Origin of the sequence: Chryseobacterium soldanellicola, from assembly GCF_900100115.1 — a bacterium.
Taxonomy (GTDB): domain Bacteria; phylum Bacteroidota; class Bacteroidia; order Flavobacteriales; family Weeksellaceae; genus Chryseobacterium; species Chryseobacterium soldanellicola.
Map to the genome: position 1 here is coordinate 801,718 of NZ_FNKL01000004.1, position 25,367 is coordinate 827,084.

At 34.9% G+C, this 25,367-nt stretch carries 24 protein-coding genes; 17 read left to right on the forward strand and 7 right to left on the reverse strand.

Going from position 1 to position 25,367, the window contains the following annotated elements; translation table 11 throughout:
* Positions 1-45: 45 nt before the first annotated feature.
* On the forward strand, positions 46-684 hold the full coding sequence (locus BLT04_RS17825) for a hypothetical protein (RefSeq protein ID WP_089757138.1): 639 nt from the start codon (positions 46-48) through the stop codon (positions 682-684).
* Positions 685-737: 53 nt separating this feature from the next.
* Here the strand turns inward: BLT04_RS17825 and frr are convergent, their stop codons facing one another.
* Both frr and pyrH read right to left on the reverse strand, forming a co-directional pair.
* Positions 738-1,292, reverse strand: coding sequence for a ribosome recycling factor (gene frr / locus BLT04_RS17830; protein ID WP_089757139.1), 555 nt, complete (start codon positions 1,290-1,292; stop codon positions 738-740).
* Positions 1,293-1,412: 120 nt separating this feature from the next.
* Positions 1,413-2,120, reverse strand: coding sequence for a UMP kinase (gene pyrH / locus BLT04_RS17835; protein WP_089757140.1), 708 nt, complete (start codon positions 2,118-2,120; stop codon positions 1,413-1,415).
* A gap of 168 nt (positions 2,121-2,288) precedes the next feature.
* On the opposite strand from pyrH, the gene porQ reads away from it, so the two are divergent.
* From porQ to BLT04_RS17860, 5 genes are all read left to right on the forward strand, one after another.
* Entirely contained in the window at positions 2,289-3,281 is a 993-nt protein-coding gene (gene porQ / locus BLT04_RS17840) for a type IX secretion system protein PorQ (protein ID WP_089757141.1), read from the forward strand.
* 107 nt (positions 3,282-3,388) lie between these two features.
* Entirely contained in the window at positions 3,389-4,063 is a 675-nt protein-coding gene (cmk, locus tag BLT04_RS17845) for a (d)CMP kinase (protein ID WP_089757142.1), read from the forward strand.
* 93 nt (positions 4,064-4,156) lie between these two features.
* Positions 4,157-4,504, forward strand: a complete 348-nt coding sequence (locus BLT04_RS17850) for a YtxH domain-containing protein (protein ID WP_089757143.1) — start codon at positions 4,157-4,159, stop codon at positions 4,502-4,504.
* Positions 4,505-4,583: 79 nt separating this feature from the next.
* Positions 4,584-4,892 carry a phage holin family protein gene (locus BLT04_RS17855; RefSeq protein ID WP_089757144.1) on the forward strand — a complete coding sequence of 103 codons (309 nt, stop codon included), beginning with the start codon at positions 4,584-4,586 and terminating at the stop codon, positions 4,890-4,892.
* 3 nt (positions 4,893-4,895) lie between these two features.
* On the forward strand, positions 4,896-5,393 hold the full coding sequence (locus tag BLT04_RS17860) for a phosphoribosyl-ATP pyrophosphatase (protein WP_089757145.1): 498 nt from the start codon (positions 4,896-4,898) through the stop codon (positions 5,391-5,393).
* 278 nt (positions 5,394-5,671) lie between these two features.
* Here the strand turns inward: BLT04_RS17860 and BLT04_RS17865 are convergent, their stop codons facing one another.
* Entirely contained in the window at positions 5,672-6,397 is a 726-nt protein-coding gene (locus BLT04_RS17865) for a TrmH family RNA methyltransferase (RefSeq protein WP_089757146.1), read from the reverse strand.
* Between BLT04_RS17865 and tamL the strand changes: the two genes are divergently transcribed.
* Positions 6,383-8,980, forward strand: a complete 2,598-nt coding sequence (tamL, locus tag BLT04_RS17870; RefSeq protein ID WP_089757147.1) for a translocation and assembly module lipoprotein TamL — start codon at positions 6,383-6,385, stop codon at positions 8,978-8,980. The genes BLT04_RS17865 and tamL overlap by 15 nt on opposite strands.
* A gap of 2 nt (positions 8,981-8,982) precedes the next feature.
* Here tamL and BLT04_RS17875 read toward each other — a convergent pair whose 3' ends face one another.
* Both BLT04_RS17875 and BLT04_RS17880 read right to left on the reverse strand, forming a co-directional pair.
* The gene (locus BLT04_RS17875) at positions 8,983-9,600 is read right to left on the reverse strand and encodes a SanA/YdcF family protein (protein WP_089757148.1); all 618 of its coding nucleotides are present in this window, start codon (positions 9,598-9,600) and stop codon (positions 8,983-8,985) included.
* Entirely contained in the window at positions 9,597-10,721 is a 1,125-nt protein-coding gene (locus BLT04_RS17880) for a flavin reductase family protein (protein WP_089757149.1), read from the reverse strand. The genes BLT04_RS17875 and BLT04_RS17880 overlap by 4 nt, the downstream gene beginning before the upstream one ends.
* Before the next feature lie 32 nt (positions 10,722-10,753).
* Here BLT04_RS17880 and BLT04_RS17885 point away from each other — a divergent pair, with 32 nt between their 5' ends.
* From BLT04_RS17885 to BLT04_RS17930, 10 genes are all read left to right on the forward strand, one after another.
* Positions 10,754-11,308: a TlpA family protein disulfide reductase gene (locus BLT04_RS17885; protein ID WP_089757150.1), complete on the forward strand. Its 555-nt coding sequence runs from the start codon at positions 10,754-10,756 to the stop codon at positions 11,306-11,308.
* Between the two features lie 24 nt (positions 11,309-11,332).
* Positions 11,333-12,304 carry a FecCD family ABC transporter permease gene (locus BLT04_RS17890; RefSeq protein ID WP_089757151.1) on the forward strand — a complete coding sequence of 324 codons (972 nt, stop codon included), beginning with the start codon at positions 11,333-11,335 and terminating at the stop codon, positions 12,302-12,304.
* Positions 12,305-12,482: 178 nt separating this feature from the next.
* The gene (locus tag BLT04_RS17895) at positions 12,483-13,406 is read left to right on the forward strand and encodes an ABC transporter ATP-binding protein (protein WP_089757152.1); all 924 of its coding nucleotides are present in this window, start codon (positions 12,483-12,485) and stop codon (positions 13,404-13,406) included.
* Between the two features lie 166 nt (positions 13,407-13,572).
* Positions 13,573-14,022 carry a MarR family winged helix-turn-helix transcriptional regulator gene (locus BLT04_RS17900; RefSeq protein WP_047402308.1) on the forward strand — a complete coding sequence of 150 codons (450 nt, stop codon included), beginning with the start codon at positions 13,573-13,575 and terminating at the stop codon, positions 14,020-14,022.
* A gap of 21 nt (positions 14,023-14,043) precedes the next feature.
* Positions 14,044-16,437, forward strand: a complete 2,394-nt coding sequence (locus BLT04_RS17905; protein ID WP_089757153.1) for a 3-hydroxyacyl-CoA dehydrogenase/enoyl-CoA hydratase family protein — start codon at positions 14,044-14,046, stop codon at positions 16,435-16,437.
* Positions 16,438-16,521: 84 nt separating this feature from the next.
* Positions 16,522-17,703 (forward strand): acetyl-CoA C-acyltransferase, encoded by a 1,182-nt coding sequence (locus BLT04_RS17910; RefSeq protein WP_089757154.1) that lies wholly within the window; start codon positions 16,522-16,524, stop codon positions 17,701-17,703.
* 35 nt (positions 17,704-17,738) lie between these two features.
* Positions 17,739-18,095: a four helix bundle protein gene (locus BLT04_RS17915; protein ID WP_089757155.1), complete on the forward strand. Its 357-nt coding sequence runs from the start codon at positions 17,739-17,741 to the stop codon at positions 18,093-18,095.
* Positions 18,096-18,142: 47 nt separating this feature from the next.
* Complete coding sequence (locus tag BLT04_RS17920) at positions 18,143-19,933, forward strand: acyl-CoA dehydrogenase family protein (RefSeq protein WP_089757156.1); 1,791 nt, start codon at positions 18,143-18,145, stop codon at positions 19,931-19,933.
* 264 nt (positions 19,934-20,197) lie between these two features.
* Positions 20,198-20,644, forward strand: coding sequence for a phosphohydrolase (locus BLT04_RS17925; protein WP_089757157.1), 447 nt, complete (start codon positions 20,198-20,200; stop codon positions 20,642-20,644).
* Between the two features lie 7 nt (positions 20,645-20,651).
* On the forward strand, positions 20,652-22,700 hold the full coding sequence (locus BLT04_RS17930) for a M48 family metallopeptidase (RefSeq protein ID WP_089757158.1): 2,049 nt from the start codon (positions 20,652-20,654) through the stop codon (positions 22,698-22,700).
* Here BLT04_RS17930 and BLT04_RS17935 read toward each other — a convergent pair.
* Entirely contained in the window at positions 22,697-23,413 is a 717-nt protein-coding gene (locus BLT04_RS17935; RefSeq protein ID WP_089757159.1) for a DUF2490 domain-containing protein, read from the reverse strand. The genes BLT04_RS17930 and BLT04_RS17935 overlap by 4 nt on opposite strands.
* Before the next feature lie 73 nt (positions 23,414-23,486).
* Entirely contained in the window at positions 23,487-25,298 is a 1,812-nt protein-coding gene (locus tag BLT04_RS17940; RefSeq protein WP_089757160.1) for a TonB-dependent receptor plug domain-containing protein, read from the reverse strand.
* Positions 25,299-25,367: the final 69 nt, after the last annotated feature.

Below are 25,367 nucleotides of genomic sequence, written 5' to 3' on the forward strand. Positions count from 1 at the left end.
ACTTAATTTTGACCATTTTTTTTAATTTAAATCAAAATATTTAATATGAAAATTTTACTTTCCGTTTTAAGTTTATGTTTAATTATTTCATGTCATAAAGAAACAAAAACAAAGCTTCAAAACAAATCATCTGAAGGCATTGGAAATCTTAAAAAAGATTCAGCAAAAATTCAAAATGACAGCATAAAAACAGTTGATGATATAAAAAAAGAATACAGTATTCTTAATACGCTTTTAACTTCAAAAAAATTAGATTCCACAAGCTTTAATTATAATTGTGATGAGCGGGAAGGTGAAATTGTTTTATACTATCAAAATAAAAAGCTGAAAATTGTAAAAGATTTTTATTCGGAACACAGTCATTTTTCGTCGTCAACAAAATATTTTGTGAATAATGATCATGTTTTTTTCATTTTCAAAGAAGACACATCCTGGAATTTTGACGGCGGAACTCCCGAAAAACCCATTACGAAAGATGATATTACTGAGAAAAGGATTTATTTGCAAAATGGAAACGCTATACAATGTCTTGAGAAAGAATATTCAATAAGATCTGTTGGAAATAATCCGGATCCGGATAAAATAACCAATAAAGAAACGAAATGTGATATCGGGGAATTGATGAAAAACTATCAGTCCATCCTTAAAAATAAAGATAAAAAAGGCGAAATCAAATGCCTGTAAACAAAAACGGCTTCAAAAAATTTGAAGCCGTTTTTTATGTTCAAAACTGAAAATTATACTTTCATAATTTCAGCATCTTTTACTTTCAGATGGTCATCACAAGCTTTTACATACTTGTCGGTAAGCTCCTGGATATCAGCTTCTACGCTTTTTATAGCATCTTCAGAAACCCCTTCTAATCTTTTAAGCTCTTTCAAACCTGCCTGTCTTGCGTTTCTAACAACGATTTTTGTATCTTCAGTTTCTGCTTTAGCCTGTTTTGCCAATTCTTTTCTTCTTTCCTCTGTTAAAGGCGGAACATTAAGGATAATGTTTTCTCCGTTATTAGAAGGCGCAAAACCTAAATTAGAGTTCACGATTGCTTTTTCAATAGCGTTGATCGCTGTTCTGTCCCAAGGTTGAATAGAGATTGTCATCGCATCCGGTACAGAAACGTTTGCAACTTGGTTAAGAGGAGTGAGAGCCCCGTAATATTCTACCATCACATCCTGAACCATATTTGTAGAGGCACGCCCCGCTCTGATTCTTTGAAATGCATGATCCAAGTGCTTAATAGCCGCTTCCATGTCTTGTTTTACCGTTTCTACTATAAGATCTAATTCTTCCATTATATATTTAAAATTTGAAAGGTTACACATTTTTTTATAAATGATAATTGATAAGTAATCAATAATGAGTAAAAATCTTTTATTTTTTTAATCATTAAATCTTTTAATTAAAAATTCTTTCTACAAATCAACTAAAGTACCAACATTTTCTCCGTCTACAATTTTAACTAAATTACCGTCTTTATTCATATCAAAAACAATGATCGGCAATTTATTTTCGTGGCTTAAAGTGAAAGCAGTCATATCCATTACTTTAAGATTTTTCTCGAAAACTTCGTCGAAAGATAATGAATTATATTTTACTGCATTTTCGTTCTTTTCCGGGTCGCTGTCGTAGATTCCGTCTACTCTTGTTCCTTTTAAAATAACATCGGCTCCGATTTCGATAGCTCTTAAAGTTGCCGCTGTATCTGTTGTAAAATAAGGATTTCCTGTTCCGGCTCCGAAGATCACGACTCTGCCTTTTTCAAGATGTCTTACGGCTCTTCTTTTGATGAAAGGCTCAGCTACTTTGTCCATTTCGATGGCAGACTGCAGCCTTGTTTTGATTCCTGCATCTTCCAGAGCGCCCTGCAGAGCCATTCCGTTGATTACGGTGGCAAGCATCCCCATATAATCACCCTGTACTCTGTCCATTCCTTTTGCAGCACCTGCTACTCCACGGAAAATATTTCCTCCTCCAATGACAATGGCTACCTGACAACCTTTATCTACAACTTTTTTGATCTCTACTGCATACTCCTGTAGTCTGTCATTATCAATACCATATTGTCTGTTCCCCATCAATGCCTCTCCACTTAGTTTTAGAAGGATTCTATTATATTTCATCTTTAATTTTTAATAACTTTTTTAGTAGGGATGGTTTCCCCGAAATTTGATTTTGCAAATATAATCATTAAAAATATTGGAAAAAGAAAAATATTTAAGTAGAAATAATATCAGAAATATTTTGCTACGTACGAAAAAGGATTATTTTTGCATTAATTATAAATTGAATTGAAGAAAATTATCATTTTTTCATTATTTCTGTCAGGAATTGTTTCTTATGCACAAACAGGAACAAATGTTTATCCGTTCTTAAACATTCCTGTATCTGCAAGACAGGCTGCTTTAGGTGGTGATGCAATTTCCGTAAGAGATTATGATGTTTCCTTTGCGATTGCCAACCCGGCTTTGTTGAATAAAGATTCTGATAAACAGCTTTCTGTAAATGCTACGGCTTATCTTGCCGACTCAAAATACGGAACCATTGCCTTTGCCAAAGACTTTGATAACGGTCATATGGCGACGATCAATGCGAGATATATGAGCTATGGAGATATTCCGAGAACAGATGACAGCGGTTTTGAAAACGGTACTTTCTCTGCTTCTGATGTAGCCATCGGAGCTGGTTATGCCTATCAGTTTGAAGAAGACTGGACGATCGGTGGCGGACTTAATTTTATCACTTCAAAAATTGACACATATTCATCTTCTGCCATTTCAGGAAATTTAGGTGTTACGTATCACAACAAAAAAAATAAGGAAGTTCTTTCTGTAGTGGCAAGAAATTTCGGCTATCAGTTCAAATCATTTAACGGAACGAGAGAAAATCTTCCTTTTAGGGTAGATTTGGGATATACCAGAATTTTGAAAGCGATTCCGCTTGCGATTACAATTACGGCACACGATTTACAGCAATTTGATATTTCGTCTGATTATAATGTAAATGGACAGGAAGTCAATGTCGGAAGAAAAATCGCCGACCATTTCTCCATAGGAGCCGAGCTTTTCCCTGAAAAAGGCTTTAACATCAGATTAGGTTACAATGTAAAAAGAGGAAATGAGCTTGCCGTGGCAGATCAGAGAAACTTTTCAGGTCTTTCTGCCGGTTTTGGAATTAAAATCTCAAAATTCCGTGTAGATTATGCTCACGTAAGATATCACAACTCATCCAATGTGAATCAGTTAGGCGTTTCTATTGACCTTAGTGGACACAGAGGAGAATAAGTTTTTCCTTCTTAAAAAATTTAAAAAGCATTAAAAAATATTCAGAAACCTTAAGAAAATATCTTAAGGTTTCTTGGTTTTTAAGAAAATTTCAAGAAATTTGTCATATGAAAAAACCAGTAATAGCTATCGACGGATATTCGTCTACCGGAAAAAGCTCGATCTCTAAAATCATTGCCGAAAAACTAGGACTCATCCACCTGGATACCGGTGCGCTTTACAGAGGTGTTACTTGGTTTGCCCTTCAGAATTGTCTTAATGATAATGGGACTATCAATTTGGAAAGGTTATTTTCTTCTTTTGATCAAATTGAGCTGGAGTTTAAAAATCAAAATGGCGAACTAGTTCTTTTTCTTAATCATATTGATATTTCAAAAGCTATCCGTTCTAATGAGGTTTCGGATAACGTAAGTTTGGTGGCAAAACAAAAAGAAGTAAGGGATTTTTTACTGGAATCTCAACGTTCCTTGGCTGAAAAAGGCGGCATTATTATGGACGGCCGCGACATCGGAACCGTTGTTTTGCCTAATGCAGACTTCAAATTCTTCCTAACAGCCAGCATTGATGAAAGAACAAAAAGGAGATACAACGAGCTTTTAACCCTTGGAATTGAAGCTGAAGAGCAGCAGGTTAAGCAAAATCTCATAGAACGTGACAAAATAGACAGCGAAAGAGAAATTGCGCCATTACGACAGGCCGAAGATGCCATTGTCATTGATAATACCGATCTTACAAAAAAAGAGACTATACAGGCTATTCTAAATCACATTCAAAAGATTTAACAATTTTTAAATGCCAAAATCTTCCTTTGGTATGTTAATTGTTGTCTTAGTTACTGTAAAAACTAATTTTATTAACTATTAAAAAAAACGAAAATGTCTAGAAAAGGAAACAATACAGCAGGTATATTAGCGGGACTTCTTGCAGGTGCTGCTGCAGGTGTAATCTTAGGAATGCTTTATGCTCCGGAAGAAGGTAAAGAAACTAGAAAAAAAATCAAAACAAAGGCCAACGATCTTAAAGATCAGGCAAAAGAAAAGTACGGAGAAGTTTCTGAAAAAGTAAAAGATCAATATGGTAATATTTCATCTACTTTTAAAGAAACAGCTAGTAATGTAGCTCATACCGTAAAAGATGGTTATGACAAATACAAAGATCAGATCGTTTCTAAAACTACAGATGTAGTAAAAGACGTAGAAGCAGGATTGAATGATCTTAAATAATAAATAATTTATTTAAGTAAATTATGAGAAGGAACTTTTTGCATTAAAGTTCCTTTTTTTATAACTTTAAACAAAAACAATGATTGAAACTATAAAAGAATATGCTTCTAAGAGGATAGATCTATTAAAAATCGAAGCCACGGAAAAGTCTTCTCTTTCGGCAGGTATGATCAGCTATTTTGTGATTCTGCTTGTAGCGTTCGGCTTTTTCATCATTCTGTTTAATTTCGGGATCGCATTCCTCATAGGGCGGGCTTTAGGCGACCACTCCTATGGATTCCTGATTGTTGCGGCTTTTTATTTTCTGGTAATGATTCTTATTATTATCTTTAAGAAGAAAATTGTAAATTACGTTGCCGATCAGGTCATTAAATTTTTAAATCATTAAACTATGAGCAGAAAATACGAAAGCTTAGAAGAACTTAGAAGAAAGAAAAAACTTTTAAAAGGTGAGATTAATGATTTGGAAAACCTTCTGACATTTAAAAACACTAAAGAAAGTTTAAGTGCTTTTACAAACGGGCTTACCGACCAATATCTGCAGGAAAAAGTAGATGACGACGGTGACGAAAAAGTGGTTCTCAGAAAAGATGTTATTGCAAAACAATTAACTTCTGAAGTTAAAGATTTGTTTATCAACAAAAATACAGCAATGGGAATTGCTAATTCAGCATTTAAAGGAAATGCCGTTGACGCACTTATCAAGTTGGGAATTACAGCATTTGTAGGGAATTTTGCCAAGAAAAACATGAAAAGCCCCAACTGGAAGAAAAAAATGCTTGGGGTAGCCATGATCTACCTCGCTCCTATTGCCTTAAAATTCGTAAGGAAAAAATTAGAAAGCTATCAGAAAAATAAAAGTGTTTCCAGTATGGAACAACTTATATAATGTTGTAGAGTTTTAGCGTCGGAGGGCTTTAGAGTTTTATTTTAATCACTCTTAACTCTAACTCTAAAACTCTATTACTCTCGACCTTTAAAAAGTTGCAGAATTTCGTAAATCAGAATTTTAAAATTTTTATTGATAGTTCTTAACTTCAACTCTAAAACTCTATTACTCTCAAACCCTTAAAAAGTTGCAGAATTTCATACCAGAGAATTTTAAAGTTTTATTAATAGTTCTTAACTTCAACTCTAAAACTCTATTACTCTAAAACTCTAAAACTCTCAAACTCTAAACAGCTGCCCCAAAATAATCCCCGCCGCCATTGAAACATTGAGGCTTTCTGTGGATTGTGATTTCCCGAATCTTGGGATGCTGATGTTTTTTTGGAGTAATTTTTCGGTTTCCGGGCGCATTCCGTTTCCTTCGTTTCCTAAAATTAAATTTAATTTTTGAGGTTTTTCAAAAGTATAAATATTCTCCCCTTCCATATCCGTTCCGATGTTTACATTCTCTGTGTTTGATAGGTATTCTACCAGGTTTGTGTAAACCATATTTACCCTTGTAAAAGAACCCATGCTTGCCATAATGACCTTCGGATTATAAAAATCTACGGTGTCTTCGCTGCAGATGATTTGCTCAATTCCAAACCAGTCTGCCAGTCTTATTATTGTTCCTAAATTTCCGGGATCTTGAATACCATCCAACACCAATTGTATTTTCTGATCTTCCAATTTCTCTTCTGATTTCAGATAACAAATTGCTACAGAATCTTTAGGATGTTGAAGAAAACTTATTTTTTTAAGCTCATTTTCAGAGATATGAGTGACGGGCGTGTCGGTACGGTCCAATTTTTGCGGATCGGTAGATAAAATTTCTTTAATTTTAAACTTAGAATTAAAAAGTTCACAAATGATTTTATTGCCTTCAACCAAAAACAAATCGTATTTTTGTCTGAACTTCTTTTTATCCAAAGATTGTAAAACTTTTATTGTATGAGCTGTAAGCATTATAAGAATTCTCCTCAAAAATATTACAAAATTATATCATTTGCAACATTTGTAGGTCTCCTTTATGCTTGTAGTACCACGAAAAAAGTTCCGGATGGCGAATATCTGCTTACCGAAAACAAGTTTGAGTTTGAAGATCAGAAGCAGCCTTTCGATAGCGAACTGAAAAATTACGTACAGCAGAAACCCAATAAAAAGCAATTTCTGTTTATGCCATTAAGCTTATGGCTCTACAATGCTGCAAATCCAAAATACGATACCATTCTTAATGAATATATGACGTATCCGAGTGAGATGCGAAATCAAAAGCTGCGGGATTCTCTTTTCATTAAATATAATATGCAGAGCAGTGTCGGGAAAAGCCTTCTCCTGGACAGATTGTATCACAATTGGGGATCACCGCCTATTATTCTCGACCCTACAAGAACAGAAAAAGGAGCACAGTCAATTGAAAAAAGATTAACCTATCGCGGATTTTGGGATGCTGAAGTAAAGTTTAAGCAAAAACTGGATTCAACCGCAAAAAAAGCAGCAGTAACTTATTTTATAACCCATAATGATCCTACTTTAATTAAAGAATATTATTATAATATTCCGGATCCTGTTGTTAAAAATATTTATCAGCAAAAAATTCATGAAACGAACATCAGATCAGGGCAAATTCTGGATCAGACCGTACTTGAAAAAGAAGTGGCAAGGCTTAATGAATTAATGCGGGATTATGGCTATTACAGATTTAACAGCGGCGCAGATGAAGTTTATTTTGTTGCGGATTCTTTAAAAAGCAGAAAACAGGTCCCTCTGACCTTGGAAATTCACCGCGATTCTCTGGATACTCCTTATAAAGTGTCAACAATCGGGAATATTGATGTCGCAATCGTTGATGAAGCCGGAGATTTTCCAAAAAATACAACCAAAGACAGCTTACGCGGAATTAGATTTCATAAAGTTAATGACCAATATAAAGACCGAGCCATCTGGAGGTCAATTATTGTAGGCAGTAAGCAGCCTTACGACCAAAAAAAGCTTGATCTTACGAAGAGAAACCTTTTGGCCATGAATAATTTCAGTATTCTAAAAGCTAAAGATTCCTTGAGACGGGGCGGCGAAATTGCTCCAAATGACAGCATTGTTGACGTTTTATATTTACTGAAGCCGCTTCCGAAATATGAGCTGAAAGTGGGGACAGATATTAATTATTCACAATTATTAAACCTTGGAATTTCTCCATCGGTCGATCTTACAACAAGAAATGTTTTCAAAGGCGCGGAAAACCTTTCTACAAGCGTTTCCGGAACATTCGGATCTATCAGAAGTCCGCAGGATATCAGCAAAAGGATTTTAGCCTATGAAATCTCTGCGCAGGCATCCCTTAATTTCCCGAGATTGCTGTTACCTTTTGATTATTACAAATTTATCCCGAAAAGATACAGCCCGACTTCATCTATTGTTTTGGGTGCTTCAGTTCAGAATAATATCGGATTGGGAAGAATAAATTTCAATACAGGCTTAAATTATCTTGCAACCGTAAATGATAAGATTTCACATAGATTAACCCTTTTCAATACGCAATTAAGCTTAACTAAAAACAAAGATGCGTATTATGACTATTTTGTGAATGATGATGCAATCAGGTTTGATATATTTGAGAATTATTTCGCTTATAATCCTTCTGTTGAGCAACAATATAATTCCGGTCAGCTTACGATAGATCAGGTTTCTGAGCATATAATTAATGATGAGCAGTACAAGCAAAACTTAAATCCTGCGGGCCTTGACCTTTATACAGCATTTAAGGGGATATTAATTAATAAAGACCGGCAGACCGAAGATGTTTTTATTTCTTCAATGATCTATAATTATATTTATAATGAAGTTGGGAAAAAAGAATATCCAAATGCTTTTTATTTTAACGGAAAAGTAGAGCTTGGAGGAAATATTTTAAGCATTTTTAATCAAAAAAGAAACGATAACTCCATTACAGAAGAACCAAGGCGAACAATTTTTGGAATTCCTTATGCCCAGTTTATAAAATTTGATTTTGATATAAGAAAATATTTTAAATTTAATAAAAACACCCTCGTGCTCCGTCAATTTATCGGAGTCGGAATTCCTTACGGAAACTCGGAAAGCATGCCTGTTATCAGATCCTATTTTAACGGAGGTTCAAATGATATCCGGGCCTGGGTGGCTTTTGGAGGACTGGGACCCGCGGATTCTCAGGTAGATGAAAGGGTTCGTAACTATTTCACGGATAATATTAAGCTTACAACAAACATAGAATTCAGAGTGCCTTTCAGTGATATGTATGAAGGCGCAATTTTTACGGATATCGGTAACACATGGAGCCTTCATAATTATAATGACGGTTTTGGTGATGAATTCAGATTTAATAAGTTTTTAGGTCAGGTGGGTGTAGGTAGTGGTGTCGGATTGAGGATAAATGTGGCTTATATTACGCTTAGACTTGATTTAGCCTATAAAATTTATGATCCGAACAAACCTGATGGTGACAGATGGAGGTTCAAAGATTTCCAGCCCTTTAAGCCTACTTTAAATATCGCGTTCGGATATCCTTTCTAAAATTAATCGGGCGAAATTCCTAATAAGAAATAAACTACAGCAATCATTCTGGCGAATATCTCCCGGAATTGATTTCTGTAGTAACTTTCTGGTTTTGTGACATCCTGCGCATCAAAACCCAATGCATTCATATTGTTATTCCGGGCAAAAAACAAAGCCCTGAGATTATGAAACCCCTGTGAAACAATGATTACATTTTTCTTTTTGTAAATATCTTTACAGCGCAGAATGCTTTTATAAGTATTAAAACCTTTAGGGTCTTCTATAATAATTTCTCCGGGTACACCTTCCTGAAAGATTAAATAATTTTTCATGGCAGCGGGCTCATTATAGCCTTTACTTTTTTCACCACTTACGATAATTTTCTTAATTTTTCCGTGATGATAAAGCAAAGCGGCGGCATCCATTCTTTTTGTAAAATAAGGATTTGACTGCCCGGATTTCATTTTAGGAGAAGTTCCCAATACCAAAGCTACTTCACGAGGCGGGATTTTTGAAATTTTCGTATAAGTTCTACCGCCTGTAAGCGCAAAAACCCACGCATTGGCAAGGCATATGAGAAGAATACCAATTTCTATCGATATAAAACCAAGATTAAATATGTTTTTTACAATTCTCAAATAAGATCAAAGTTAAGTTTTATTTTTTTACTTTTTGCAATCGACATACACGCCAGAATATGCCCTTTAGCTTCCTCTTTTTCAGTCAGATACTCATTTTCCAACAGCTCGACTTCACCCTCTTCCAACATACATTCGCAGCTTCCGCAAATTCCCGATTTACAGGAATAAGGAACATCGAATTTCTGAACCAGTAACTGCTGTAAAATTTTCTCCTTATTGTTCGGAATCACTGTATTATATTCTTTTCCAAACATTGTAAAATCAATTTCTACATTTTCAATCAGAGGAAATTCTTTTTCTATAGGATAAATATCGTCATTAAATTCTTCAAAAAGCTCAAAGTGAATATTTTTCTTTGGAATTCCGTGATGATAACATGCATTTGCCAGCGTTTTAATCATTTCTCCCTTTCCGCAGATCAAAACTTCATCCACTGCATCCCAAATTGTCGACTCTTCATCCGTATCATCTAAATGCAGTATCTGGTTGATAATCAGGTTTAATTTCTTTGCATCAAGCCTTCCGTAGAAAAATTGATCAGCTGTTTTTTCCCTGGAAAAAAAATAAAAGATCTGCAATCTGTCGCTATATGTTTTGGCTAAAGTATCCAGCCAGTCTCTATAAACCAATTCCTCTGAACTTTTATTTCCAAAGAATAAAAATAACCTTGTTCGGGGTTCTTTATGAAGAATATTTTTAAAATGGCTTAAGATCGGCGTGATTCCGATTCCTGCAGCAAAAGCAACAATCGTCCTGAATTCGCTTGGTTTTGATACAAGAGTAAATCTTCCACTCGGTTCACTTACCAAGAGCTCATCTCCTACCTGATAATTTTTGAATAATTCGGCGGCGGCTCCTTCGGGAGAATTTATTTTTATGCCTAAAGATATTTTTTTTTCGTACGGTGCGGAAGTCATTGAATAATCATTAATAACTTCTGCCCCATGAGATTGAAATTTTACACTTACGAACTGCCCTGCCTCAAACTTGAAATTATTATGTAAATTCTCCGGAATTTCAAACTCCAGAGAGAAAGTATTTTTGGTCAGTTCTTCCTTTTTCGCTATTTTTAACCAATGAAACTGCGTCAGTTTCCCTTTATAGATTTGTTGTTCCATAACTTCAATTCAAAAATAGATAAAAAATAATTATGAAGAAGATAATTTTATCCACGTTGGTCTTACTTGCGGTTTCTGCCTGCAAAAAAGAAAATCAAAAAATTGAAGACAATGCAACACCTGTAGATTCAGTTGCCACCCATGAGCCAGCTCCTGCTGCTGCGGCTTTAAAAATGATAAATCCACAACAGACTTCTGAGTTTTTGGGTAAAAAGAATGATACCTTATATGTAACAAATTTCTTCGCAACCTGGTGCGGACCATGTGTAAAAGAAATCCCGCATTTTAAGAATAAAATCAAAGAATTAAACGGAAAACCCGTAAAAATTACATTCGTAAGCCTTGACAATAAAGACGTCTGGAATACTGATGTTCCACTCTTTGTGGATGAACAGGGAATTCGTGAAAATACAGTTTTACTTGACGGCCAGCTTCTTGACGGAAACTTTTTTAGAGGGAATTTCAAAAAATGGGACGGCGGGGCAATTCCTTTCACATATATGAGAAAAGGCGATAAAACCGATGAATATTTAGGAATGATGACCGAAGAATTACTAGATTCAAAAATCAAATCTTTTCTAAAATAAATTTTACAGAATTATTTCTGAATAATGTCAAATAAATTTAAAATCCTGTGTTTTCTGTTCTTAATCGCCATTATTTCTACTGCGATCATTAACCTGAATACAGGATTTTTAAGTTTAAATATAAATGATTTTTTTAGTGAATCAATAAACAGCCAGATTGCTGAAATCCGTGTTAACCGGGTTTTAGTAATGCTTTTGGCAGGAATTTCAATTCCGACTTCAGGTTTTCTGATGCAGGAATATTTTCAAAATCCTTTAGCCGGACCCGATATTCTGGGAATAACTTCTGTAGCGAGCTTATCGGTTGCGTTTTACATCTTTTTTTCGTCTGATATTCTCCTTCCCGATTTTCTGCAAAACAGCTTCCTGAGCTTGTCTGCCATTATTGGAAGCTTGTTGTTGATGTTGGTTTTATTGTCAATGTCTAATAAATTTCAGGATAAATCATATTTAATTATTTTTGGTTTTTTGGTTTCTGCTTTTGCCGGAGCTATTGTTTCTATGTTGCAATTATACGCTGAAAATCAAAGTTTAAAGAATTATATTTTATGGTCTTTCGGAGCTAACAATATGGTGACGAGAAATCAGATTATTGTTTTATCAATCTTGGTTTTAATTGGGTCTTTTATTTGCTTTAAAACTATAAAACCTTTGATAGGAAACTCACTGGGAAGTTCTTATGCACAAAGTTTTGGGGTAAATCTGCAACATTTAAAGCTCCTGATAATCGTTGCTTCTTCCTTACTTTCAGCTTCAATTACAGCGTTTTTGGGGCCTATTTTATTCATAGGAATTATTGTTCCACATTTTTGCAGATTGATCTATAATCCCGCAAAGCTTTGGCAGCAATGGATTTTAAATATGTTTTTAGGAATATTGATGATGCTGTTGTTTTCGATCGTTGCAGAAAAAACGCAGATTCCTTTAAATGTTATAAGTTCAATTTTTGGAATTCCTGTGATCTTGATGATGCTTTTGAAACATAATAAAGTGTGAAGGTGAATTGTGAATGGGTGAATTGTCAATTTAAAATAATACGTTATACTTGTCATTCCGTAGGAATCTAAACTACTTTGTAGAGATGCTTTCAGCATGACAGATAAACCGGAAATAAAATCAGCAAAATCTGCAAGAAAAAAATAAAGATAAGAATCCAGGAAATAAAAGATAGAATATGCACCTACAAATCAATCAAGCAAATATCGGGTACAACAAAATCTTAATTTCAAATGCAGATGCAACATTGAATTTAGGTGATGTATGCTTGTTGATTGGTAACAACGGGGTTGGCAAAACAACTTTAATTAAATCTATTTTACATCAAATTCCTTTATTAAGTGGAGAAATTTCTATCAACAATAAAAATATAAGAAACCTTTCCGTTAAAGAAATTGCAGAAAACATTGCGGTTGTTTTTTCAAAATCAATTATTCCGCAGAATTATACGGTTGAAGATCTTATTTCTCTGGGAAAATATATTTATTATCCTTTTTATTTTGAGCTTAAAAAAGAAGACAGAGAAGAAGTTTCGGAGATTATTACCGAATTGGATTTAGATCAGTATAAACATACTTTATTGAGAAATCTTTCAGACGGAAACCTGCAAAAAGCCTTTATCGGAAGGGCTTTGACACAAAACTCCCCTATCATTATTCTCGATGAACCGACAACGCATTTGGATGAAAAAAATAAAATTATCATTCTTAAAACCCTCCGGAAATTAGCCAAAGAGCAAAATAAGCTGATTCTTTTTTCTTCCCACGACTGGCGCCTGGCAAAAGAGTTTGCAGATAAATTATGGTATGTAAAAGACAATCATTTATATTCGGGGATTGTTGAGGATGTTTTGCTTCAACATGACGAACTTACCAATGTTTTTTTGTTTGAAGTCAATGAAAAATTTGTTGCTCCAAAAATTTCAGCACCATTTATTTATAAAGAAATGCTGTATTCTCTTTTGCAAAAAAACTTCCAAAAAGACCTTTCTTCATTCCATTTTGAGTTCCAAAACAACTTTTGGATTATTTCTAATGATTCAGGAAAACAACAATGTGAATCTTTCGAAGAAATCATTTATTTCGTTAAGAACATTCATTAATACTGAGGTTTCTTTACATATTTCATATACTATGCATGCATAGTATTATGCTTATCATACAATTTAATTATCTAGTTATCAAGTTATTAACAAAATTTAACTTTAATAAATACTATGCATGCATAATATTTACTAAATTTGATAAAAACCATTACAGCTAAAAATGATGGACAATAACAAAGATAAAATAGAAAATGTAGATTTAATTTTAAAGCAGACCTGGTTGGCTGTTTCTAAAATGTATACAGATCTGGCTCAGGAGCATGATTCCACGGCGGTTCAGGCCCTTACTCTTCTTAAAATTGATCCCAAAGAAGGAACAAGAAGCACCAATTTAGGTCCTAAAATGGCGATCGAACCGACTTCTTTAACAAGAATTATAAAACTTCTTGAAGACAACGGATATATCTATAAGGAAAAAACCACTACAGACAAACGTGAAGTGATTATTAAGCTTACAGATAAAGGCCTGAATTCCAGAAACATGTCTAAAGAAGTTGTCGTAAACTTCAATAAAAGGGTCATGGAAAAAATCTCGCCCGAAAAATTAGATACTTTTAAAGAAGTAATGGTTGAGATCATGAAAATCGCTGTCGATTTAAACAATAAGAAATAATATAACAAATCAATAAATCAAATGAAAAGAAGAATCAAACACGTTACAGTTCTTGGTTCAGGAATCATGGGAAGCGGTATTGCGGCTCACTTTGCCAACATTGGCGTAGAAGTTTCGCTTTTGGATATCGTTCCTTTTGAGCTTACTGAGGCTGAACAGAAAAAAGGTTTGACAAAAGATGATGAAGCGGTAAGAAACAGAATCGCTTCTGAAAATTTTGAAAAACTGAAAAAAGCAAGTCCGGCTCTACTCTATTCCCCAAAATTTGCAGATAGGATCAAAGTCGGAAACTTTGATGATGATTTACCAAAAATAAAAAATACAGATTGGATTATTGAGGTTGTAGTTGAAAGGCTTGACATCAAAAAATCGGTTTACGAGAAAATCGAACAGTTCAGGAAACCTGGCACTTTAGTTTCTTCAAATACTTCGGGAATTCCTATTAATATGTTAGTAGAAGGAAGAAGTGATGATTTCAAACATTATTTTGCAGGAACGCATTTCTTTAATCCTGTAAGATATCTTCCTCTTTTAGAAATTATTCCTACCAACGATACAGCTCCGGAAGTTATTGATTTCTATATGAGTTATGGAGCAAAATTCTTGGGAAAAACAACCGTTTTAGCAAAAGATACGCCCGCGTTTATTGCGAATAGAATTGGGGTTTTCTCAATGATGGATTTACTTCACAACGTTCAAAAATTAGGATTAACAGTTTCCGAGGTTGATAAATTAACCGGTCCGGTAATCGGTCGTCCAAAATCTGCGACGTTCAGAACAGCTGATGTTGTTGGTTTGGATACATTGGTGATGGTGGCGAATGGCGTTCGTAACAGCGGTGTTGAAGCTAATGATTTCAATGATGTTTTTGCCCTTCCAGGTTACATCCAGAAAATGGTTGATAACAAATGGTTAGGTTCGAAAACTGAGCAAGGTTTCTATAAAAAAGTGAAAAATGCAGAAGGAAAATCTGAAATTCACGGATTAAATCTTGATACCTTAGATTACGAACTTCAAGGAAAATCTTCTTTCCCGACATTGGAATTAACTAAAAATATTGACAAGCCGATTGACAGATTCAAAGTCTTAATTGGCGGAAAAGATAAAGCCGGAGAGCTTTACAGAAAGTCTTTAGGTGCATTATTCGCTTATGTTTCGCACAAAGTTCCTGAAATTTCTGATGAAGTTTATAAAATCGATGATGCCATGAGAGCTGGTTTCGGTTGGGAAAACGGTCCATTTGAAATCTGGGATGCCGTTGGCGTTCAAAAAGGTATTGAATTGGCTAAAGATGCTGGTTATGAAGTTTCAGACTGGGTAAAAAATGTAGAGACTTTCTATAAAGTTAATGATGATGGGCAGACTATTTTCGTTGATAAGAATTCAGGAGAATACAACAAAATTCCGGGTCAGGATTCTTTCATTATTTTAGATAATATTAGAAAAAATAAAACGCTTTGGAGTAATTCAGGGGCTGCAATTGAAGATTTAGGCGACGGAATTATCAACTTTGAGATTCGTTCTAAAATGAATTCGCTTGGCGGCGAAGTTTTAGATGGATTAAACAGAGCGATCGATTTAGCTGAAAAAGAATATGACGGTTTAGTGATCGGAAATCAAGGGACAAATTTCTCTGTTGGAGCTAATTTAGCGATGATTTTAATGATGGCTATCGAGCAGGATTGGGATGATTTGAATATGGCAATTGCCTATTTCCAAAAATCGATGATGAGAGTGCGTTACTCTTCTATTCCTGTTGTCGTTGCTCCTCACGGAATGACGCTTGGTGGCGGTTGCGAAATGACCATGCACGCAGACAGAGTGGTTGCAGCAGCAGAAACGTACATCGGATTGGTTGAAACCGGAGTGGGAGTAATTCCCGGCGGTGGCGGAACGAAAGAATTAACATTGAGAACTTCAAGAGAATTCCACAGCGATGATGTTAAAAATAACAGACTTCGTGAAGCTTTCATGAATATCGCGATGGGTAAAGTAGCAACTTCTGCTTATGAAGCCTATGATATGGGAATCCTTGAAAAAGGAAAAGATATTGTTGCAGTTGATAAAAGAACCCAGATCATGACTGCAAAAATGTTGGCTAAAAGTTTGGCAGAACATGGTTATACTCAACCTATCGAGCAAAAAGTGAAAGTTTTGGGTAAAGATGCCTTGGGAATGTTCTACGTTGGAACTGACCAAATGTTAACCGGAAATTTCATCTCTGCCCACGACAAGAAAATTGCTGATAAGCTCGCGAATGTAATGGTCGGCGGAAATCTTTCTGAGCCAACGATCGTAACTGAACAATATCTATTGAATCTTGAAAGAGAAACTTTCTTACAGCTTTGTGGTGAAAGAAAAACGTTGGAGAGAATTCAGTATATGTTACAAAACGGAAAACCTTTGAGAAATTAACCGTCAGGTTTTTGAGCCACGAAGTGGCGAAACAACAATAGCATCGGGTAAAACCCGGTGTAAAAAATAAAAAAACAAATAAAAATGTCAAAGACAGCATATATAGTAAAGGGTTTCAGAACTGCCGTTGGAAAAGCTCCAAAAGGAAGTTTAAGATTCACGAGACCCGACGTAATGGCGGCAACCGTAATTGAAAAATTAATGGCTGAGCTTCCGCAATTAGACAAAAACAGAATCGATGACCTTATCGTAGGAAACGCAATGCCGGAAGCCGAACAAGGCTTGAACGTAGCCCGTTTGATCTCTTTAATGGGATTAAATACAGACAAAGTTCCCGGAGTTACCGTCAACAGATATTGTGCATCAGGAAGTGAGGCGATTGCGATTGCTTCTGCAAAAATTCAGGCAGGAATGGCTGATTGTATCATTGCAGGAGGTACAGAATCAATGTCTTACATTCCGATGGGTGGCTACAAACCGGTTCCAGAAACTGAAATTGCCAAAACAAACCCTGATTATTATTGGGGAATGGGCTACACGGCAGAGGAAGTTGCAAAGCAGTACAATATCACAAGAGAAGAACAGGATCAATTCGCTTTTGAATCTCATATGAAAGCTTTAAAAGCCAATCAGGAAGGTAAATTTGCCAATCAGATTGTTCCGATTCCTGTTGAGTATAATTTTTTGGATGAAAACCAGAAAATGCAGACTAAAAAGTTTGACTTTTCAGTTGATGAAGGTCCGAGAGCAGATACTTCTTTACAAGGTTTGGCTAAATTAAGACCAGTTTTCGCCAACGGAGGAAGCGTAACAGCCGGAAACTCTTCTCAAATGAGTGATGGAGCCGCTTTCGTAATGGTGATGAGCGAAGAAATGGTCAAAGAATTAGGATTGGAGCCTGAAGCAAGATTAGTAGCTTATGCAGCTGCAGGTCTTGAACCAAGAATCATGGGAATGGGACCAATTTACGCTATTCCAAAGGCTTTAAAACAGGCTGGATTAGAATTAAAAGATATTGAATTAATCGAATTAAACGAAGCATTTGCCTCTCAATCTGTTGCTATTAAAAAAGAATTAGGCTTAAATCCTGATATTCTAAATGTAAACGGAGGTGCCATCGCTCTTGGTCACCCTCTTGGATGTACCGGAACAAAATTAACCGTTCAGCTTCTTGACGAAATGAGAAAACGCGGAAACAAATACGGAATGGTTTCTATGTGCGTAGGAACGGGACAAGGCGCAGCTTCAATTTTTGAGTTATTATAGATAAAAAGAACAAAGAATAAAGAGAAAAGACAGAGGTGAAACATAATTTTAAGAATTTAAATATTTGGAAATTAGCTATTGAATTGGCTAATGACGCTTATATTCTTACTGATTGTTTTCCTAAAAATGAAGAATTTGGATTAAAATCTCAACTTAGAAGATGTTCTGTTTCGGTTGCTTCAAATATTGCTGAAGGATCAAGCAGAAGTTCAAATAAAGATTTCAATCGATTTTTGGAAATAAGTCTTGGATCTCTTTACGAATTACAAACTCAAATTATAATTTCTTCAAACAGAAGTTATTTTGATTTATCTAAACTTGAAAATATAGAAAATAAAATCACAGAATTACAGAGAATGATTTCTGGCTTTCAAAAAAAACTAAAGTTGTAAGTCTTTATTCTTTTCTCTTTATTCTTTAAATCTAAAAAATTAAAACAATGAGTGATACACTTAATAAAACATTAAAAGGCGGTGAGTTTTTAATTAAAGAAATTCCTGCTAATGAAATCTTCTCTTTGGAAGAACTTTCTGAAGAACAAAAAATGCTTCGTGATTCTGCAAAAGAATTTATTGACAGAGAAGTTGTTCCACAACATGATCGTTTTGAGAAAAAAGATTATGCCTTAACGGAAGAAACCATGCGCAAGCTGGGCGAAATGGGATTGCTAGGAATTACCGTTCCTGAAGAATACGGCGGTCTTGGAATGGGATTCGTCAGCACCATGTTGGCTTGTGATTATGTTTCAGGAGGAAACGGCTCATTAGCAACAGCTTACGGAGCTCATACAGGAATCGGAACCCTTCCGACACTTCTTTACGGAAGTGAAGAATTAAAAAAGAAATATCTTCCTGATTTAGCGACAGGAACAAAATTCGGAGCTTATTGCTTAACTGAGCCTGATGCCGGTTCTGATGCCAACTCAGGGAAAACAAGAGCAAAATTATCCGAAGACGGAAAACATTACATCATCAACGGACAAAAAATGTGGATTTCAAACGCAGGTTTTGCAGATACTTTCACTTTGTTCGCTAAAATTGATGATGATAAAAATATCACTGGCTTCGTAATCAATCGTTCAGAACTTGAAAATCCGGAAAGTTTGACTTTCGGAGAGGAAGAGCATAAATTAGGAATCCGTTCTTCTTCTACACGTCAGGTTTTTTTCAATGATATGAAAATTCCGGTAGAAAATATGCTGGGCGAAAGAAATAATGGTTTCAAAATCGCTTTAAATGCCCTGAACGTCGGTAGAATTAAATTAGCCGCCGCAAATCTTGACGGACAAAGAAGAATTTTAAACCACTCAATTCAGTATGCAAACGAAAGAAAGCAGTTTGGAGTTTCAATCTCAACTTTCGGAGCAATCAGAAAGAAAATTGCGGAAATGACAACCGGAGTTTTCGTAAGTGAAGCAGGTTCTTACCGTTTAGCAAAAAATGTTGAAGATAAAATTGCAGAATTGGTTGACGGCGGAACAGATCATCAACAGGCTGAATTAAAAGGAGTTGAAGAATTCGCAGTTGAAGCTTCTATCCTTAAAGTTTTTGTTTCTGATCTTACTCAAAAAACGGCTGATGAAGGAATTCAGATCTATGGCGGAATGGGATTCTCAGAAGATACACCAATGGAATCTGCATGGAGAGATGCCAGAATCGGAAGAATTTATGAAGGAACCAACGAAATCAACAGACTTCTTGCTGTTGGAATGTTGATCAAAAGAGCAATGAAAGGAGAATTAGACTTATTATCTCCCGCAATGGCGATCAGCAAAGAATTAATGGGAATTCCTTCATTTGAAGTTCCGGATTATTCTGAATTTATGAGCGAAGAGAAAGCAATTATCGCAAATCTTAAGAAAGTTTTCTTAATGGTTTCAGGTGCTGCTCTTCAAAAATATATGATGGATATTGAGAAACAGCAACATTTACTATTAAATGCTTCTGAAATTCTTAACCAGATCTATATGGCAGAATCTGCAATTTTAAGAGCTGAAAAACACTTCTCTGCTGATTCTGTGGAAGCTGCAATGGCTCAATTAAACCTTTATAAAGCTGTTGAGAAAATCACGGTAGCAGCTAAAGAGGGAATTATTTCTTTCGCGGAAGGTGACGAGCAGAGAATGATGCTTTCAGGATTAAGAAGATTCACAAAATACACAAACAATCCGAATGTGGTGGCATTAACTGAAAAAGTGGCGGCTCACTATATCGAAAAAGGACATTATTAGTCTTTTATATATATAAATTTGATTTCAAAAAACGTCTCATTTTGTGAGGCGTTTTTATTTAAAAGCTTTTAACGATGAAATTATCAGAGAAGTAATTGTACAATATAAGAAATGTTATGGGAAAAAGCATAAAATCTGTGAAAATACTGCTCTGGGGTGCTTTTATAGAGGGTAAACAAATTAAAATTATTATTTAAAATAATTCATAAAAAAGCCTCAAAGTTTTGGGGCATTTTTTATTTTTGTAATCTATTTTTAAATGGGATGACAAAAGAAGAGCTATTGCATAAAGCAATAAAAATCGCAGATAAAGCGCATAAAGGTCAAACAGACAAATACCATGCTCCGTATATCGCCCACGTGATGCGCGTGATGGAATATGGTAAAACAATGGATGAAAAAATCGTCGGCGTTCTACACGACGTGGTAGAAGATCATCCTACGGATTTTAGCCTTGATTATCTGAGAAGTGAAGGCTTTCCGGAGTATATTATTTTTGCGATCAGCTGCCTTACAAAATTCGATCCTGAAGAGGATTATGATGATTTCGTCAAAAGAACCGAACGTTCTCCCCTGGCCGTTGCCGTAAAGTTGAACGATCTTCGCGACAATATGGATCTGAGAAGAGTTCCCGGAGAATTAAGCCCTAAAGATATTAAAAGATTTAATAAATATTTAAAGGCTTATCATTATTTGATAGATAAATATTAACAAAGCAATGGCTAATAACCTACCTCCTATTTCATCAGCTTACAGAACTAAGCTGACTTCTGCAATTGTCTCTATTTCAGTGTTTTTTATAGTTTATTTTATATTAATCCTCATTTCGCTCTTCATGCTTTTCTTATTAGGTTACGGAGCAGTAAAATTAATCTCGTTTTATGCAAATTATTTCACGGCCGTTATCGCATTGGGAATGATAGGCATAGGGCTTGTGGTTTTTTATTTTTTAATCAAATTTATTTTTATAAAAGACAACTACAGCAACAGACATTTAATTGAAATTGACGAAAAAAATCAGCCTGAATTATTTGCCATTATTAATGAAATTGTTGCCGAAACTAAAGTTCAGAAACCCGGAAAAGTTTTTCTTTCTCCTGAAGTAAATGCGAGTGTAAGCTACAATTCTCTTTTCTGGAGCATGTTTTTACCCGTAAAAAAGAATCTTACCATCGGCATGGGATTGATTAATTCTACAACCGTGGGCGAACTTAAAACCGTTTTGGCTCACGAATTCGGTCATTTTTCTCAGCGAAGCATGAAAATCGGAGGCTATGTAAGCCAGGCAGAGAAAATTATTTTCGATACCGTTTACAACAATAAAGATTTTGAAAACACTATCAAAAATGGTTCGGGACATTGGGTATTTCAGTTTACGGGATTCGTTTCTGTAGGATTTATCAGTGTTTTTCAATATATTCTAAAGATTTTTTCTGATTTTCTGTTTAAAAATAACGCTTCTTTACGCAGAGAAATGGAATTTCATGCAGATGCGGTGGCGACCTTTGTTACCAATCCTAAAGAACAGACAAGTTCTTTGTTGAGACTTGATCTGAGCAGTGCTGCTTTCAACAGCTCTTTTATGTTTTATACACAAAGTGAAAATAAATATCTTCCTGAAAATCTTTTCGAAAACCAAACCATTTTAATGAAAGTTTTCAGTGAAAGAAACAATCATCCTTATGAAAATAATCTTCCGAGGGTGGATCTGGATGATCTCAATCGCTATAATAAAACAAAAATTGAAATTGAAGACCAATGGTCATTCCATCCCGACACTGATAAAAGAATAGAATCGATCTGGAAAAACCAAACCAAAAACCACCCTGAAAATAATGAACTGGCGAAGAATATTATCCGTGGATTTGATGAAATCGGTAAGGCTTTAACCAGTAAATATCTAACTTTATATCATATTAAAAATGTCGGCGAAATTGTGGATAACAACGAGAAATTTCTGCAGCTCTACAACGAGAAATTTCCTTATCACAGCATCTATTCGGATTTTAACGGATATTACGAAAGACATAATCCTGTTCTGGAAAATCTTGAAGAATTAACGAATGACGAAAAACCTGTGGAAAATGATTTATTTAATGATAAAAAAGTAGCATTAATCCATGAAAAAGTAGGTATCGAAAGCGATCTTTATACCCTCAATCAGCTTGTTGCGAATCCGAAAGTGATTACAACTTTTAAATGCAACGGAAGGTTGTACAAAACGGGTGAAGCTAAGATTTTAATTTCAAGATTTACAAAAGAGCTGGAAACTGTTCAATCTGAAATTGTTGAAAATGACAAAAATATTTTCCGTCATTTCTATCAGAAAGCAGATGAAAATAATAAAAAAACGTTACTTGAAAAATATGCAACGCTTGCAAAGCTTGACAGTGAGTACGATATATTTCAGAGTGCAATCAATAATTTCATCCCTCACTTGCAATTTATGATGGTGACTTTGAAGGTTGAAGAAATTCGTAACCACAGAGCGAACTTGCTTAAAAATGAAAAGCCTTTCAAAAATAGCATCAGACATTTTATCGAAGAGTCTGCTTATAAAGATCTTTTATCAATAGAAAACAGACAATTGCTGAAAGATTTTTCTGATTCGGAATATATCTATTTCAACAACGACAAATATATTCAGTGGGAGGTGGATGCAGTATTCAATATACTCAATGAATATCAGGCGATCCTCAACAAAACATATACGGATTACAAAATTCAGCTTATAGATTTCCAGGTGGATTTGGATAAAGCATCCTAATCCGCTCCCGGATAATCAAACGTTTTTACTGGATGATTTGTTCCGTCGATATTGATGTTTAATGCAAGATAAACGAAATGAAAATTTTGGTTTGCAGATGCATTAAATTCTCTCTGCCAAAGATATCCTGCTGCAATTCCTAAATTATTATCAATTTGATAACCACCTCCCGCGTAAACTCTGTTTCTCGCAAAAGTAGGTTTCATAGGTGTTACAAGAAAAATCTCGTCATAGACATTCGCGAAAACGGTTCCTTTTTTCACTTCTTTTGCGTTTAAAGGAACACTTACATTCAGACGGTAACGGTAACGCATTCTCTGAGAATTTTTATCCGTTTGAGGCTCGTAAAACCATGATTTTTCAATTCGAAAACGGTTTTCAAATTTCACAACACCTTTTTTAACGTCAATGACATCCTGTAGCCAAACTCTGAACTCTTCTTTATTAATTTCGTGATCTTTATAAGTTGCGTATCGTCCTAAACCTACAAAAGGTTTGTGATTTTTAGTAAGATTATATCCCAATCCACCTTTTATTTCATAATAATCCGGATATGTATAGTCCTCAATACTTCTCATTTGTCCTTCTGCATACAGGAAAAACTTCGGATGAAACTTATATGTTAAAGTCAGAGCATTGAAGGCGGAAATATGTTCCTGTGCCTTGAGAAATGTCACACCTAAAAGTAAGCTTAAGCTTAAAAACAGTTTCATCTAAAAAATTTTTGCAAATGTAAACGAATTAACAATTTCGTAATATTAACTTTAATTCATCATTAGTTAACATTTACTTAATATTGATATTATAAGAAAAACCAATGTGGAACCATCTTTGCGGCATTTTGACACCAAAGGTTTCTGTATATTCTGTATTTGTAACATTATTAATTAAAACATACACCGAAAAGTCTTTTTTAACGAAACTTAATTTTTCATCCAACAAATTATAGCTTCCTAAATTTAACCTGTCATTATATCTGTAAACCAATTCGTTTGTGAAATATTTCATAAATTTCAACTCTAATTTTGATACAAACTGATGTTTTAGATTATCCAAAACATATCTTGAAACAAAATCATTCGGCGCCTTAAATTTATTATCCAGATAAGTATATCCAACGGAATATTTTAACCAGTCCAAAATCCTGTGGTTGACTTCCACTTCTACTCCTTTTACATTTGTATCTCCCACATTCTGAGCATACCATACAGGATCATTTAAAGTAATTTTTGTCCAGTCGATTGAGTTGTTAGCGTTTCTTACAAAACCACTGATTTTAGCTAAAATATTTTTATTTTGGAACTGATATCCGATTTCCGTATAAACTGCATTTTCAGGTAACAAATCTGGATTCCCAACTTCTGTTTTGCTTACATAATAAAGATCTGTAAACGTCGGAACTCGATGTACTTTTGAAATATTTCCGTAGATTTTATTGTTTGAATTGAAATTATATCCTACATCTAATCCCGGATAGAAAAAATTTCCTTCATTCGAATAATTTGCCCATGAAATTCCTGGTGTAATATTTAATTTTTTATCCAATAACGAAAAGTGATGCTCAAAGAAAACCTGAGAAACAAAACGCTGCCTGTCGCCTAAATTATTACTCGCCAAAAACTCTTTTCTCAGCTCAACCCCCAAACCGGTCGTTCCCAAACTTGATTGGTAACTTGAATTCACTTCTCCGCCGACATTGTTTCCGATGTGCATATTTCTATAAATTTCAGGCTTTTCACGATTGAATAAATACATATCCTGCCCTCTTCTCCAGTAAATATTTGAGTTGATTTTAAATTTTCCGAAGGTCTGCTGATGCGCTAAACTGATGATTGAAGCCTGCATTTCTTCGTATTGTTCCGTAGCAAGTGGAGACGAATAGAAACCGTTTGCCCCAAATTTTTTCTCTGAAAAGCCCGCCTGCAAACGAAGATCACCATTTTTTATGTTTAATTTATTCTGATAAAAAACATTTCTGATCTCATAATCCGTATTATGCATATAACCTTGTGAAGAACTGGAATTTGCCTGAAGCGAATTAGAAAATTTCTCATTTCCCAATTGTGCATTAAATCCGAAACCATAAGTTTCATAATCACCACCTTCTGCGCTTATTTTCACTCTTTTTCCGGGATTGGTTTTGGTGATAATATTAATTACCCCGGCGTAGGCATTTTGTCCGAATCGTCTTGCTGCAGGGCCTTTTATGACTTCAATCCGTTCTACATCCTGAAGATCAACGGGAATATTCATAGAATTATGCCCCGTTTGAGAATCATTCATCCTGATTCCGTTTAACAACAGTAAAACCTGCTCAAAAGAGCTTCCGCGGAAGCCGATATCACTTTGTACACCATTCGCTCCTCGCCTTCTGATGTCCATTCCCGGGATTTGCTGAAGGATTTCGTCGATACTTTTTGCCGGAGAATTTACAATTTCTTCTTTTGTGATTACTGTAATATTCTGATTAGCATTCTTATAAGGTGTTGAAATAAATTTTCCCTGAACCTCAATAGTCTCAATATCCGTAGATTTTTCCTGCGCCTGAATTGTCAATATACTGCCAAGAAAAAAAGCAGCTCCCAGTTTTTTGATCATGTCCCTTTTGTTTATTTTTTTGTCTTTTAAGACGCTCCAAAAATAGAAGTCTCAGTTAAGACTTAAAAA

What these genes read in the sequence shown, in the direction of transcription:
- BLT04_RS17825 (WP_089757138.1), top strand. Translation starts at nt 46, where the DNA reads ATGAAAATTTTACTTTCCGTTTTAAGTTTATGTTTAATTATTTCATGT.
- frr (WP_089757139.1), bottom strand. Translation starts at nt 1,292, where the DNA reads ATGGAAGAATTAGATCTTATAGTAGAAACGGTAAAACAAGACATGGAA.
- pyrH (WP_089757140.1), bottom strand. Translation starts at nt 2,120, where the DNA reads ATGAAATATAATAGAATCCTTCTAAAACTAAGTGGAGAGGCATTGATG.
- cmk (WP_089757142.1), top strand. Translation starts at nt 3,389, where the DNA reads ATGAAAAAACCAGTAATAGCTATCGACGGATATTCGTCTACCGGAAAA.
- BLT04_RS17850 (WP_089757143.1), top strand. Translation starts at nt 4,157, where the DNA reads ATGTCTAGAAAAGGAAACAATACAGCAGGTATATTAGCGGGACTTCTT.
- BLT04_RS17855 (WP_089757144.1), top strand. Translation starts at nt 4,584, where the DNA reads ATGATTGAAACTATAAAAGAATATGCTTCTAAGAGGATAGATCTATTA.
- BLT04_RS17860 (WP_089757145.1), top strand. Translation starts at nt 4,896, where the DNA reads ATGAGCAGAAAATACGAAAGCTTAGAAGAACTTAGAAGAAAGAAAAAA.
- tamL (WP_089757147.1), top strand. Translation starts at nt 6,383, where the DNA reads ATGAGCTGTAAGCATTATAAGAATTCTCCTCAAAAATATTACAAAATT.
- BLT04_RS17865 (WP_089757146.1), bottom strand. Translation starts at nt 6,397, where the DNA reads ATGCTTACAGCTCATACAATAAAAGTTTTACAATCTTTGGATAAAAAG.
- BLT04_RS17880 (WP_089757149.1), bottom strand. Translation starts at nt 10,721, where the DNA reads ATGGAACAACAAATCTATAAAGGGAAACTGACGCAGTTTCATTGGTTA.
- BLT04_RS17885 (WP_089757150.1), top strand. Translation starts at nt 10,754, where the DNA reads ATGAAGAAGATAATTTTATCCACGTTGGTCTTACTTGCGGTTTCTGCC.
- BLT04_RS17890 (WP_089757151.1), top strand. Translation starts at nt 11,333, where the DNA reads ATGTCAAATAAATTTAAAATCCTGTGTTTTCTGTTCTTAATCGCCATT.
- BLT04_RS17895 (WP_089757152.1), top strand. Translation starts at nt 12,483, where the DNA reads ATGCACCTACAAATCAATCAAGCAAATATCGGGTACAACAAAATCTTA.
- BLT04_RS17900 (WP_047402308.1), top strand. Translation starts at nt 13,573, where the DNA reads ATGGACAATAACAAAGATAAAATAGAAAATGTAGATTTAATTTTAAAG.
- BLT04_RS17905 (WP_089757153.1), top strand. Translation starts at nt 14,044, where the DNA reads ATGAAAAGAAGAATCAAACACGTTACAGTTCTTGGTTCAGGAATCATG.
- BLT04_RS17910 (WP_089757154.1), top strand. Translation starts at nt 16,522, where the DNA reads ATGTCAAAGACAGCATATATAGTAAAGGGTTTCAGAACTGCCGTTGGA.
- BLT04_RS17920 (WP_089757156.1), top strand. Translation starts at nt 18,143, where the DNA reads ATGAGTGATACACTTAATAAAACATTAAAAGGCGGTGAGTTTTTAATT.
- BLT04_RS17925 (WP_089757157.1), top strand. Translation starts at nt 20,198, where the DNA reads ATGACAAAAGAAGAGCTATTGCATAAAGCAATAAAAATCGCAGATAAA.
- BLT04_RS17930 (WP_089757158.1), top strand. Translation starts at nt 20,652, where the DNA reads ATGGCTAATAACCTACCTCCTATTTCATCAGCTTACAGAACTAAGCTG.
- BLT04_RS17935 (WP_089757159.1), bottom strand. Translation starts at nt 23,413, where the DNA reads ATGAAACTGTTTTTAAGCTTAAGCTTACTTTTAGGTGTGACATTTCTC.
- BLT04_RS17940 (WP_089757160.1), bottom strand. Translation starts at nt 25,298, where the DNA reads ATGATCAAAAAACTGGGAGCTGCTTTTTTTCTTGGCAGTATATTGACA.